This is a genomic window from Hydrogenobaculum sp., assembly GCF_049967395.1.
In the GTDB taxonomy this organism is placed as follows: domain Bacteria; phylum Aquificota; class Aquificia; order Aquificales; family Aquificaceae; genus Hydrogenobaculum.
In genome coordinates, this window is the sequence record NZ_JBMFST010000001.1 from 1 (window position 1) to 12,823 (window position 12,823).

At 34.8% G+C, this 12,823-nt stretch carries 13 protein-coding genes; all 13 read left to right on the forward strand.

Annotated elements, in window-relative coordinates:
• The coding region (locus ACP5S8_RS00005) for a glycosyltransferase (protein ID WP_461875221.1) at window positions 1-576 on the forward strand (576 nt) is incomplete at its 5' end.
• A gap of 37 nt (window positions 577-613) precedes the next feature.
• Complete coding sequence (rpmE, locus tag ACP5S8_RS00010) at window positions 614-799, forward strand: 50S ribosomal protein L31 (RefSeq protein ID WP_461870054.1); 186 nt, start codon at window positions 614-616, stop codon at window positions 797-799.
• A gap of 15 nt (window positions 800-814) precedes the next feature.
• Window positions 815-1,885: a peptide chain release factor 1 gene (prfA, locus tag ACP5S8_RS00015; RefSeq protein WP_461870053.1), complete on the forward strand. Its 1,071-nt coding sequence runs from the start codon at window positions 815-817 to the stop codon at window positions 1,883-1,885.
• Window positions 1,886-1,970: 85 nt separating this feature from the next.
• Window positions 1,971-2,624: a YidH family protein gene (locus ACP5S8_RS00020; protein WP_461875222.1), complete on the forward strand. Its 654-nt coding sequence runs from the start codon at window positions 1,971-1,973 to the stop codon at window positions 2,622-2,624.
• A complete protein-coding gene (gene aroA, locus ACP5S8_RS00025) occupies window positions 2,621-3,913 on the forward strand; it encodes a 3-phosphoshikimate 1-carboxyvinyltransferase (protein ID WP_461875223.1) in 1,293 nt (430 codons plus the stop codon). The genes ACP5S8_RS00020 and aroA overlap by 4 nt, the downstream gene beginning before the upstream one ends.
• An 87-nt stretch (window positions 3,914-4,000) precedes the next feature.
• Window positions 4,001-4,738, forward strand: a complete 738-nt coding sequence (locus ACP5S8_RS00030) for a sigma-70 family RNA polymerase sigma factor (protein WP_461870050.1) — start codon at window positions 4,001-4,003, stop codon at window positions 4,736-4,738.
• Window positions 4,735-6,240, forward strand: coding sequence for a DHA2 family efflux MFS transporter permease subunit (locus ACP5S8_RS00035; protein WP_461875224.1), 1,506 nt, complete (start codon window positions 4,735-4,737; stop codon window positions 6,238-6,240). Before ACP5S8_RS00030 ends, ACP5S8_RS00035 begins: the two co-directional genes overlap by 4 nt.
• Window positions 6,237-6,548: a hypothetical protein gene (locus tag ACP5S8_RS00040; RefSeq protein ID WP_461875225.1), complete on the forward strand. Its 312-nt coding sequence runs from the start codon at window positions 6,237-6,239 to the stop codon at window positions 6,546-6,548. Before ACP5S8_RS00035 ends, ACP5S8_RS00040 begins: the two co-directional genes overlap by 4 nt.
• The gene (locus ACP5S8_RS00045) at window positions 6,545-7,285 is read left to right on the forward strand and encodes a hypothetical protein (protein ID WP_461875226.1); all 741 of its coding nucleotides are present in this window, start codon (window positions 6,545-6,547) and stop codon (window positions 7,283-7,285) included. The genes ACP5S8_RS00040 and ACP5S8_RS00045 overlap by 4 nt, the downstream gene beginning before the upstream one ends.
• Window positions 7,282-8,148, forward strand: a complete 867-nt coding sequence (locus tag ACP5S8_RS00050; protein WP_461875227.1) for a hypothetical protein — start codon at window positions 7,282-7,284, stop codon at window positions 8,146-8,148. The genes ACP5S8_RS00045 and ACP5S8_RS00050 overlap by 4 nt, the downstream gene beginning before the upstream one ends.
• A gap of 47 nt (window positions 8,149-8,195) precedes the next feature.
• Complete coding sequence (locus tag ACP5S8_RS00055) at window positions 8,196-8,618, forward strand: CoA-binding protein (protein WP_461870045.1); 423 nt, start codon at window positions 8,196-8,198, stop codon at window positions 8,616-8,618.
• Window positions 8,615-11,449 carry a preprotein translocase subunit SecA gene (secA, locus tag ACP5S8_RS00060; protein WP_461875228.1) on the forward strand — a complete coding sequence of 945 codons (2,835 nt, stop codon included), beginning with the start codon at window positions 8,615-8,617 and terminating at the stop codon, window positions 11,447-11,449. Before ACP5S8_RS00055 ends, secA begins: the two co-directional genes overlap by 4 nt.
• Complete coding sequence (locus ACP5S8_RS00065; protein ID WP_461875229.1) at window positions 11,446-12,822, forward strand: phosphoglucomutase/phosphomannomutase family protein; 1,377 nt, start codon at window positions 11,446-11,448, stop codon at window positions 12,820-12,822. Before secA ends, ACP5S8_RS00065 begins: the two co-directional genes overlap by 4 nt.
• Window position 12,823: the final 1 nt, after the last annotated feature.

Genomic DNA, 12,823 nt, shown 5'->3' on the forward strand with positions numbered 1-12,823 from the left:
TGCACAAACTTTGAAAAATTGGTTGTGCTGGCAAAAGAAAAATGTAATTTAAAAGCAGATTTTATAAACATAGGCAAGTTAGCCGAACAAAAAGGTCAAATCTATCTTATTGAGGCTTTTAAAAAAGTAAAAGATAAAATCAAAGATTCAAAACTTGTCATAATAGGAGAAGGAGATTTGAGGTCTCTATTAGAAAAAAAGATAAAAGAGCTTGGACTTGAAAACGATGTAATACTCACTGGTTATCAAACAAATCCTTACAAATATCTTAAAAATTCAAAAATCTTTGTATTAAGCTCTATCTTTGAAGGTTTTGGCAACGTGATAATAGAAGCTATGCATTTTGGACTACCTGTGATATCTTACGAATGCCATGGCGGGCCAAAAGAGATATTAAAAAATGAGTTTGGAGTACTGGTACCGCCAAAAGACGTAGATGCCTTAGCAAATGCTATAATAGAGATGTTGGAAAATCAGGAAAAACAAAAACATTACTCTAATATGTCTAAAAAAAGAGCTTTGGATTACGACTGTAAAAACTATGCAAAAACATTGATATCTTTAAAATCTTTGTGATAAAATATTAGACTTAGAATTTTAAAAGGAGGTTTTTATGAAGAAGGATATACATCCTGAATTAAAAGAGACTGTTTTTCACTGCGGTTGTGGCAACACATTTACTCTTCTTTCTGTAAAAGGTGGTACAGTGTACTTGGAAACATGCAACCAATGCCATCCTTTTTACGCTGGAAAGTTAAAGTTAAAACCGGCATTCTTGGAGCTTGACAAGAAAAACTGACGCGGTCAAGGGGTGATGCTTCCAAAAAACTTCTTAGAAAAAATACAAGATATAGAACAAAAGTATGCACAAACGGAAGAGAAGCTAGCATCCCTTGATATAACAAAAGATGCAGATACTTACAAAGCTCTTAGCAAAGATTTAAAAGAGTTATCCTACATACATGAACTTTACAAAGATTACAACAAAATACTAAAAGATATAGAAGATACAAAAGAGCTTTTAAAAGACAAAGATTTAAGAGAGCTAGCAGAAAAAGAGCTGGAGAACTTAAACATTAAGCTTTTACAAAAAGAAAAAGAACTCATTAACGTACTTACACCAAAAGACGCCAACGATAGCAAAAACGTCATACTCGAAATAAGAGCTGGTGCTGGAGGAGAAGAAGCAGCCCTTTTTGCTGCAGACCTTCTTAGAATGTACCAAAGGTACGCCGAAAGAAAAGGCTGGAAATTCAACATCTTAGAAGCCAACAAAACAGGATTAGGCGGCTATAAAGAAGTTATAGTTTCAATAGAAGGTAAAAACGTCTATTCTCATTTAAAATACGAAAGCGGTGTGCATAGAGTCCAAAGAGTGCCTATTACAGAATCTGGAGGTAGGATACACACATCCACTATCACCGTGGCAGTATTACCAGAAGCAGACGAAACAGAGGTAGTCATAAACCCTCAAGACCTTAGAATAGAGACCTTTAGAGCCTCTGGAGCTGGTGGACAATACGTAAACACCACAGAATCAGCGGTAAGAATTACGCATATCCCTACCGGTATCAGCATATCTTGTCAAGACGAAAGAAGCCAGCTTCAAAACAAGTTAAAAGCCATGCGTATACTTTACGCTAGATTAAAAGATTTTTATGAAAAGCAGAAAAAAGAGGAAACCGACAAAGAAAGAAAAGAGCAAGTGGGTACCGGAGAAAGAAGCGAAAAAATAAGAACTTACAACTTCTCACAAAATAGAGTTACCGACCATAGGATAAACCTTACATTACATAAGCTTCAAGATGTGTTGGATGGAGATTTAGATGATATAATATCTGCTCTACAAGCAAAAGAATTGGAGGAAAAGTTAGCTAGCGCATGAAACTTATTTTTTTGTTAGAGCCGCTTATACTTGTACTTGCGATAATAGGCGTAGTTTTATTTATCTTTAGAGAGATAAGGAACAAGTGATAATATTTAAAAATTTGCCATCTGTAGACGAGCCAAGGCTCTACATGTCTTTAGAAAGAACATACCTTACATATCTCAAATTCATACTACTTGCTTTTGGTAGCGGAATAGTGGCAAAGAGACTTGAAATATATTTTTTTTATACTGGTTTTTATAAGCTGGCGATCTTTTTCGGAGAACTTCACACTATATTGATTTGGCCTTCCCTTTTGGCTCTTTTTTTCTTAGCTGTTAAGTTTTATTTGGATATAAAATATATACAAGGAGGCGAAAAGGTGAGCCAAAAAGAAGTAATAGACCCTCGTATATACATGGCTGCCGAAAGAACGTTTTTAGCTTGGATAAGAACCGCCATAGGTCTTATAGCCTTTGGGTTTGTGGTTGAAAAGTTCGATTTCTTTTTAAAACAATTGTCTATTATGCTTCATACCAAGATAAACATCAACGGTCACTTTGAGGGTATGGGTTTTGTATTTATATTTTTTGGCATATCAACGCTTGTAATAGGCGGAATAAATTTTATAAAAACTATAGAGGATATAAACAAAGGCACTTACAAAACCCACAAAGCCCTTTATATCGCTTACGGACTTATAATATTTGTATGCATGATAATATTGGCATCTATGCTTATAGGAGTTAATTTATGATAATAAAAAAAGTAGAGAAAATAGAAAAAGAACTAAGGGTACCATCGGACAAATCTATATCTCATAGAAGTGTGATGTTTGGAGCTTTAGCAAGTGGCACATCGTATGTAAAAAACTGGTTAGTGGCAGAAGATACCCTAGCTACGTTAGATATATTTAGAAAGCTTGGCATAGATATAAGAAGAGAAAACAACACCTTAGAGATAAAAGGTGGCAAAGAATACTTCAAAGAACCACAAGACATACTAGATGCAAAGAACTCTGGCACCACCGCCAGAATAACATCCGGTATATTGGCAGGTTTTAATTTTTTTAGCGTTTTAACAGGGGATGATAGCCTAAAAAAAAGACCTATGAAAAGGATTACAAGGCCTTTATCTTTGATGGGGGCTACTATAATAGGAAGAGAAGATGCTTCTTTGCTTCCCATAGCTATAAAAGGAGGGGATTTAATAGGCGGTACCTTTGAAAACAAAGAGGCTTCAGCTCAAGTGAAATCTTGCATTCTTTTAGCCGGATTTTTAGCAAAAGAAAACACTATAACAGAGGTTATAGAACCTTATATCTCGAGAGACCATACCGAGAGGATGCTTTCTAGCATGGGTGCCAACATAACCATTATTTCAAACGACAAATATATCGTAAAAATAAAAGCCGGTGGAGAACTAAGCCCTATTGATATAGATGTACCAGCTGACCCCTCTTCGGCAGCTTTTATAGCAGCTCTTGCAATGCTTACAAAAGATAGTTATGTCTTATTAAAAGATGTGCTTATAAATCCAACCAGGGATGGTTTTTTTAGAAAAGCAAAAGATATGGGAGCAAATATAAACTATATAAACAAAAGGCATCAGAACGGAGAAGACATAGCCGATATAGAAGTTAGATACTCACCAAATTTAAAAGCAATAAGCATAGACGAAAAAGATGTACCTTCTTTGATAGATGAAATACCCATTTTATCTGTACTTATGTGCTTTGCAGAAGGCATTAGTTTGGTAAAAGGGGCAAAAGAGCTAAGGAAAAAAGAAAGTGACCGCATAAGAGCTATTTACGTGAATCTAAAAAATGCCGGAGCTATTATAGAGGAGTTTGAAGATGGATTTAGCATAAAGGGTTCTTGCAAGTTAAAACTAAAAGAGATAAAGTCTTTTAAAGATCACAGGATTGCTATGAGCATGAGCATACTTGGTATGGTGCTTGGAACAGAACCTGAGCTAGACGACCCTTCTTGCGTAAGCATATCTTATCCAAACTTCTTTCAAGATATTTACTCGCAATCTTTTTAAAATCCTTGAAAAATAGGACTCCAACAAATATAATAGATGTATGTTATACATCAAATATATGAATTTAAAGATATTCGAGGGCATAAGATGTCTACAAACATAAACAAAGATTTTGACGTAGAAAAAAAAGAGCAACGAGAAAAGAGAATTCTAGAATATATACCGCTTGTAAAAAAGATATGCGGTAAGATATCTAGAAATTTACCCCCAAGCGTAGATTACAACGATTTAGTTAGCAACGGCATAATAGGGCTTATCAACGCCATAGACCATCTTGATGAGTCAAAAAATCCAGAGTCTTACATAAAAATTAGAGTAAAAGGGGCTATTTACGATTATCTTAGAAGCCTTGATTTCGGCAGTAGAAACATAAGAGATAAAGAGCATAAAATAAAAGAAATTATAAGAAATTTTCAAAACGAACACCAGCGAGAGCCAACTGACGAAGAGATAAGTAGCATTTTAGGTGAAAGCTTAGAAGAATATCAAAACAGCCTTTATAAGATATCTTTTTCCTACCTGCAAAGTTTAGAGGACATAGTGTATAAAATAACAGAAGAAAATGAAAGTTCCTACGATAACTTTGTAATATCAAGCATTGAAACTCCAGAAGAATATGCTATAAAATCAGATTTAGCGGAAAAGTTAAAAGAGGCTGTTGACAAACTTGAAGAGAGAGAAAGGTTAGTTTTGCAGCTTTTATTTTATGAAGAGCTTGGCATAAAAGAGGTAGCAGAGATTTTAAATGTGTCTTTATCACGGATATCTCAGATAAAGTCTCAAGCCTTAGAAAAATTAAGGAAGCATTTAGAGGAAACTATATGAAATGGTTATATACGTTTATTGTCTTAAGCGGTACATTTGTAGCTGTACTTGGTATAACCAGCGTAAACGTGGCTATGCCAAAGATGATAGCTCCCCTTTCTACGGATATTTACGGCATACAGTGGGTTTCCATCAGTTATCTTGTGGCTACAGCTATCACAATATTGGTTTTTAATCATTTTACAAACCTTTACGGCCTTAAAAGGGTTTACCTTGCTGGTATTGTATTTTTTGCGCTTGGGAGTGCACTGTCAGGCGCAGTAGACAACATAGGCACAATGATAATAGCAAGATCTATTCAAGGTATAGGGGAAGGGTTTTTGATACCTGCCGCTCAAGCTATAATATTTAGGATTTTTCCACCGGAACAACGTGGAATGGCCATGGGTATGTATGCCATGGGAGTTGCGTTTGCACCTGGTTTGGGTCCTACTATTGGTGGTTATCTGGTAGAATACATGTCTTGGAGATGGGTTTTTTACATGAATTTACCTTTTATAATACCCATATTCTTTGCATCTTTGATACTGCTTCCTGATTTTCACAACCAGCAAAAGCATGAAAAACCTTTTAACTACGTAAGTTTTGGGCTTTTAGCAACAGCGTCAACGAGCCTTATAGTCTTGTTATCAAGAGGAGAGAAGTGGGAATGGTTTAGCTCAATAAAAACTATAGTGTTTTTGAGTATCGCTGTTATCTGCTTCTTAGCCTTTTTAATATCAGACTTAATATCAAAACACCCTCTTATAGGCTTTGACATATTCAAATACAAAGAATTTGATTATGCTGTAATAACATTTGTGTTGGTGTATGGGCTTGCTTTTTTCCAAATTCTTTACATAATGCCGGTTTACTTTGAGAGAGTGAGAGGACTTGGAAGCTTTGATACAGGTTTATACATATTTCCTTTTGCAATAGGCATAGTACTATTTTCTCCTATAGGCGGAAAACTAAGCGATAGGCTGGATCCAAAGATACTTCTTCTTGCTTGCCAAAGTATTATTTTCATAGACATACATTTTTTCCTTTCTCATGTAGATTTTTTCACACCTAAACTAAATATATCTTTTTATATGTTTTTCGTGGGCGTTGGTATGGGGCTTTTCTTTGCACCTCTTACAGCTTTGGCTCTTAGGCACCTAAGACAAGATCTAGTCCCACTTGGTTCTGCTTTATACAACTATGCTAGGCTCATAGGGGCTGCCGCTGGAACCTCTATAGCCACCAATACATTTACCACAAGTAGCGCCTATATATATGATAATATAAACAATATGAATTATACGCATGTACACTATATTTACTATAGGCTTGAGGCGTTGAGGTGGCTTTTAAACACAAGTCTCTTAAAGGTTAAAGCTCTTGTAATAGGTCTTCAATCTCTTATCTCCCAAGCTTACGCCGTACAATCTGTTTTGAGGTTTGGTTCTTTTACGCTCGTTATAGCTATGATTTTAACTTTGATACTCATGTATATAGAAAGGAAAAAGGTAAAAGCGTGAACAAAGATATTATAGCAAAAGCTATAAAAGAGATAACAAAAGAACTAGAGCTTTCAGAACCATCTGGGTTTATGCTGTCTTACGATTTTAACGACATATGGATTGATATATCTTTGGAAAAAAACGAAAGCGGTGAATGGGACAACAAAATATACACCATAAGCGTAGGTAAACAAAAAGCCAAAAATTTTATAGATTACATCTCCGAACTAACACCTGAGATTTACGAAGACAACGATAGAGTATACGTCCAGTTAACGGAAGAGGAGTGGCATTCTATTCAAGATTTTATATTAGATATCATATGAGCTCCGGGTCTTTTAGTTTAAAAACCGTTTTCAAACCAGCATATTTGCTTTATTTGGTAGCCTTCATAACTACAGTATTTTTGGGAATTATACTATTTGGTGAAAAGCTTTTAATAGCAAGATATATAATGGCAAAAAACGGATATTACGTATACTACAAAAAAGCAAAAGAATATATAACAAGCATAGATTTAAACAATGTGAAAATCTTTTATAAAGATCCCAAAAGCCCTTCAACAAACTTTCAATACTTAGCTCATCTTTCCTACGTAGGTATTGGATTTTACCCACCTTTTATACTAAATGCTTCTTTTACTTGCCAAAATGGATACGTTGATTTAAGAGAGAATATGCTATTAAAACACATATATATAAGCTCTAAAAGGTTTCCGCTTTCTTGTATCAAAGTTTCAAAGTCTCAAGGCCAAATGGATTCGAAAATGATTCTTACACCAACCTATGTGGATGGTTTTATGGATTTTAAAATGTTAAACATAAAAGGTTATTATATTAAAAGCCTAAAACTAAACTTTAAAAAAACACACTTTACCTTTGAAGGTGAGGCAAACATTTTCAATACAACCGTCAACGTAAAAGGAAACGGCATTGTTAGTATAGACCAAAACACCCTCACAAATTCAAAAATATCTGGTGTGGGACTTATAAATCTTCCTTTCAAAAGGATGCGCCTTGTTTTTGGAGGAACCGTTGTAAACCCTACTATAAATATAGAATGATAGTACTGTTGGCTTTACTTTTTTCTTTGGGAGCTATATTCTACAGTTTAGAAGCTTTTAAAGAAGCAAAAAATTATTATAACTATACGCTAAAGTTATACCTAAAGCAAAATCTAAGCGTTACAAACGATTCTTTGATACCTATTGCATTGAAAAAAGCTCAAGAAGTTTACCAAGAAAATCCATACAACCCATACTACAAAGAAAGAATAGAAGTAGAAGGCATAAACATCAAGCTTTTAATAAAAGATGACAACAAATTTAATATAAATTCCATAAAAAACCCTATTTATTTTAAAGTTTTTAAAAGGCTATCTGAAGAGTTTTGCATGCCAAAAGACTTTTCTTACTACGTTTATTACTGGATAACGGGTAAAAACAAAGACAATATAGACGTAAATGCACTAACATACGAAGCTCCTTTTAAAGACATGCAATCAAAAGAAGAGATTGTATACGCTACACCTTATAGCAACTTTTTATACAAAAACAACTGCCATAATAAAAAACGAGAAAAAGGCATATGGTATTTTTTAGATACAAAAAATCAAAGCTTAAACATAAATACGATACCAATACCTATATTAAAAGCTTTAAACAAAGATATCACAAACTCTATGGCAAAAGAAATTATAGATTATATAAATTTACATCCTATTAAAAATATCCAGGACTTGGTAAACGTAAGAGGCTTATCCTTAGACGATATTTATAAAATCCAAAGCATCGTATCTACAAAATCAAGCTTAGAAGTCATAAAGATAATTTCTAAAACCAAAATGGGCGGTATAACACAAAGGCTTACCACAAAAATTTATTACTCACCTATCCAAAATAAGATATTGGGTATTTATCAATATTGAGGTATAATATATTAGTAAACTTTTAGATTTTAAAAGGAGTAAGAATTATGGCGGAACACAACAACACACCACATAAAGATGATGCTTTTGAAACTCTTAAAGATGCTAAAGTTATAGCTGTAGTAGGGTTTTCGGATAACCCAGAAAGACCATCTTACTATGTTACAGAAAGGGTTTTGAAAAAAGGCCTTCACAAGATATATCCAATAAATCCAAAACTAGCAGGACAAGAAATAATGGGTCTTAAAGTGTATGGGTCTTTGGAAGAAGTACCAGAGCCAATAGATATAGTAAACGTTTTCAGAAATCCTGCCCACGTAGAGCCTATAGTACAAGAAGCTATAAAGCTTGGAGCAAAAACGGTTTGGCTTCAGCCTGGGGCTGAGAATTACGAAGTCATTGAAAAATATAAAGATAAAATCCATTTTGTTTATGAGGCTTGCATAGGAGTTGAGGCAGGATATCTATGATAGGATATGTTTTAAAAAAAATTTTAGGTACAAAAAACGACAGAGAAATAAAAAAGATAAGAAAATGGGTAGAGAAGATAAACGCCTTAGAAGAATCCTTAGATAAGCTTTCTAACAAAGATATTGTTTTAAAAGCCCAAGACCTATACCTTAGAATAAACCAAAACGAACATATAAAACAAGCTATCGTAGAAGGACAAATGGTAGAAGAGCTGATAGAGGCGTTTGCTTTAGTAAGAGAAGCTTCAAAGCGCACCATGGGCTTAAGGCAGTTTGACGTGCAACTAATAGGTGGCATAGTTTTGTATCAAGGTAAAATCGCAGAGATGAAAACCGGTGAAGGGAAAACCCTTGTAGCGGCAGCCCCGGCATTTTTCACGGCTCTAACCGATATAGGGGTGCACGTTGTCACTGTAAACGATTACTTGGCAAAAAGAGACGCAACTTGGATAGGCCCTATATATAGATTTCTGGGACTCGATGTAGGCGTTATAAACTCAGATAGCATGAGTTATACAATAGATTGGCAAGACCCAGATAAGGCAATGGAAGCTATAGAAAAAGATATAAGAGTATGGCCTAAAGGTATGGTAGGAGATGCTATAGATTACTCTAAAATAGATGTACATGCCAAAACCTCCTATTTTACAAAGGCGATACCAGTAGAACGCGTAAAAGCCTACGAAGCTCATATAACTTACGGTACCAACAACGAATTTGGTTTTGATTATTTGAGAGATAACTTAGCAGTATCAAAAGACCAGATAGTTCAAGTAAAAGGTCATGGTTATGCAATAGTAGATGAAATAGACAGCATTTTGATAGATGAAGCAAGAACTCCTCTAATAATAGCTGGTCCATCAAATTTAGACAACAAGGTCGTTTTACAAGCCAACGAATTTGTACAAACGCTTGAAATAGAAAAAGATTTTACGGTAGACGAAAAAAATAGGACAGCAATGCTAACAGAAGAAGGTATAGAAAAAGCAGAAAAATATTTTGGTATTCAAAATCTATACGACATTAGACACATCGACTTGGTACACGCTATCAACAAGGCTCTTCTTGCTCACAACCTTTACAAAAAAGACGTACATTACATGGTAAAAGATGGAGAGATACTTATAGTAGATGAGTTTACCGGAAGAGCCTTACCGGGTAGGAGATGGAGCGAAGGTCTTCATCAAGCAATAGAAGCTAAAGAAGGCGTTGAAATTCAAGAAGAAAATCAAACTCTCGCCACTACGGCATTTCAAAATTACTTTAAGCTTTATAAAAAATTAGCTGGTATGACAGGTACAGCTGAGACAGAAGCCCTTGAATTCAAGGAAATATACAACTTAGACGTCGTAGTTATACCCACCAACAAGCCAAACATAAGAAAAGACCTGCCAGATGCAATATTTAAAACTAAAAAAGAGAAATGGGAATATATAGCAAAAGTGATCGAAGAAAACCATGCCAAAGGAAGACCTATATTGGTGGGTACAGTATCCATAGAGGATTCAGAAACACTTTCAAAGCTTTTAGAACAAAGAGGCATAAAGCACAACGTCCTAAATGCAAAACAGCACGAAAAAGAAGCTTGGGTAATAGCTCAAGCCGGAAGAAAAGGGGCTGTTACGATAGCAACAAACATGGCAGGAAGAGGCACGGACATACTTCTTGGTGGTAACCCAGAGTTTTTAGCAAGGGAGATTTTAAAGCAAAAAGGTATAGACGAGGACAAAGCCACAGAAGAAGAGTGGAAACAAGCCTATGAAGAAGCCACAAAGATTACCCAAAAGGAAAAAGAAGAGGTTATAAAAGCTGGCGGTCTTTTGGTAATAGGTACTGAAAGACATGAATCAAGAAGAGTAGACAATCAGTTAAGAGGTAGAGCAGGAAGGCAAGGCGACCCCGGAGAATCAAGGTTTATATTGTCATTAGAGGATGATCTTCTTAGGATATTTGGCGGAGATAGGGTTAAAAAGCTAATGGAATTCATGAAAATACCCGAAGGAGAGCCTATAGAAAGCTCTATAGTATCAAAGTCTTTAGAAGGCGCTCAAGAAAGGGTAGAACTTCAAAACTTCCAATCTCGTAAAAGACTTTTAGAGTACGACGAGGTAATAAACATACAGCGTTCTGTAGTATACGATATAAGACGTTCCATTCTCTTTCAAGATGATATAAAAGAAGAGATAAAAGATTTTATAAAAGATGTAATACATCATCAAGTTTATTCGCTTTTAACAGAAGACGAGCCAGAGCTATGGGAGTTAGAACCTCTTAAAACATTTTTTAAAGAATGGATAGGTCTTGATTTACCAGAAAAATTTGAAGCAAAAGACAGAGAAGAACTAGAAGAAGAAATATTTAAACTCGTCATGGAAAAGTACGCCCAAAAAGAACAAGAAATAGGCGAAGAAACAATGAGAGAAATAGAAAAGGTATTTACTTTAAACATCATAGACAACCTTTGGAGAGAACAACTTCACACGATAGATAAACTAAGAGAAGGAATATATCTAAGGAGCTACGCTCAAAGGGACCCGCTGGTGGAGTTTAAAAAGGAAGCTTTCAGGCTTTTTGAAGAACTTATGCTAAACTTCAAAATATCCGCTATTCAATCTATAATGAACGCTCAAATATCAAAAGAAGAGCTAGAACAAGAAGAACAAAATATGTTTAATCTAGAGATAGACACGTTAAACAAAAGTATGGCGATGAGCGAAGCTTTAGAAAATATAGCAAAAGAATTTCAAGAGAAAAAACCAAGGTTTAGAACGTTAAAAGATAGATTGGAAGAACGTAAGAAAAAACTAGAGAAAAAGGGAGAATCAGCATGATAAAATTTGGCACAGACGGCTGGAGAGCGATAATAGGTTTTGAGTTTAGTCAAGACAACATAGTGAAAGTTGCAAAAGCTCATGCGAAAACGTTAAAAAAGCATGGTTTAAATAAAGTTATAGTGGGGTATGATCATAGGTTTTTAGGAGAGAGATTCGCAATTTTAGTTGCCAATGTGATGAAAACAGAAGGTATAGAAGCTGACGTAGTAAAAGAAGCCGTTAGCACACCGAATATATCATTTGCAGTAAAGTATATGGGATATCATCAGGGTGTGATGATAACCGCCTCTCACAACCCTTACTATTACAACGGCTACAAAATAAAAGAGTCTTTTGGGGGTGCAGCAACACCAGAGTTTATAAACGAAGTGGAAGATGAAATTAAAAATATAAAAGACATTGATTTCAAAGAACACAACATAAAAAGAGTTGACATTATCTCGCAATACATAGAAAAAACATTATCAAACATCAGCAAAAATATCCTTTCAGAGAAAGAATTAAACATAGTACACGATTCTATGTATGGACCATCTTTTAAATACTATCTAGAGGCTTTTAAAGATAAAAAGATAAACCTTTTTTCCATAAGACATCACAAAGATGCACTTTTTGGAGAGGGAGCTCCTGAACCTGTGGAGAAAAATTTAGGCATATTAAAGGACAAAGTGAAAACCGTAAAAGCAAACCTTGGTATAGCAAACGATGGAGATGGAGATAGGATAGCGTTGGTAGATGAAAATGGAGAGTTTGTAAATTCACAGCTTGTCTATATACTCCTTATGCTACATATTATAAAAAACAAAGGTATAAGAAATGGAGTAGTAGTTAAAACGGTATCCACAAGTTTTTTGGTGGATAGAATATGTAAAGACTTTGGTATAGAAGTAGAAGAAACACCGGTTGGATTTAAATATATAAACGAAATAGTGCTAAAAAAAGATGTAATATTTGGTGGGGAAGAGTCTGGCGGATACGGGTTTCCATTTTTCTTACCAGAAAGAGATGGGTTTTTATCGGGACTTTTTATAATAGAAATGATGCTTTTAGAAGATAAGTCATTATCAGATATTATAAAAGATGTATTTAGCAAATACGGTGAAGCTTACTACAACAGAATAGACCTGAAAGTAGAAGAACATATAAAAGAAAGACTTAAAACTCTTATAAAAAATCCTCCTGATACATTAGAAGGCATAAAAGTACAGAAAGTAAACACAAAAGACGGATTAAAACTCATATTTGAAGATGATTCATGGGTCATGCTAAGAGCTTCAGGCACAGAACCTCTTATTAGAATATACGCAGAAGCTACCTCAAAAGATTTGTTAAATACTTTGCTTTTAAAAGCTCAAAAACTAGTATCGTAAA

What these genes read in the sequence shown, in the direction of transcription:
- secA (WP_461875228.1), top strand. Translation starts at nt 8,615, where the DNA reads ATGATAGGATATGTTTTAAAAAAAATTTTAGGTACAAAAAACGACAGA.
- ACP5S8_RS00065 (WP_461875229.1), top strand. Translation starts at nt 11,446, where the DNA reads ATGATAAAATTTGGCACAGACGGCTGGAGAGCGATAATAGGTTTTGAG.
- ACP5S8_RS00050 (WP_461875227.1), top strand. Translation starts at nt 7,282, where the DNA reads ATGATAGTACTGTTGGCTTTACTTTTTTCTTTGGGAGCTATATTCTAC.
- ACP5S8_RS00030 (WP_461870050.1), top strand. Translation starts at nt 4,001, where the DNA reads ATGTCTACAAACATAAACAAAGATTTTGACGTAGAAAAAAAAGAGCAA.
- aroA (WP_461875223.1), top strand. Translation starts at nt 2,621, where the DNA reads ATGATAATAAAAAAAGTAGAGAAAATAGAAAAAGAACTAAGGGTACCA.
- ACP5S8_RS00035 (WP_461875224.1), top strand. Translation starts at nt 4,735, where the DNA reads ATGAAATGGTTATATACGTTTATTGTCTTAAGCGGTACATTTGTAGCT.
- ACP5S8_RS00045 (WP_461875226.1), top strand. Translation starts at nt 6,545, where the DNA reads ATGAGCTCCGGGTCTTTTAGTTTAAAAACCGTTTTCAAACCAGCATAT.
- ACP5S8_RS00055 (WP_461870045.1), top strand. Translation starts at nt 8,196, where the DNA reads ATGGCGGAACACAACAACACACCACATAAAGATGATGCTTTTGAAACT.
- prfA (WP_461870053.1), top strand. Translation starts at nt 815, where the DNA reads ATGCTTCCAAAAAACTTCTTAGAAAAAATACAAGATATAGAACAAAAG.
- rpmE (WP_461870054.1), top strand. Translation starts at nt 614, where the DNA reads ATGAAGAAGGATATACATCCTGAATTAAAAGAGACTGTTTTTCACTGC.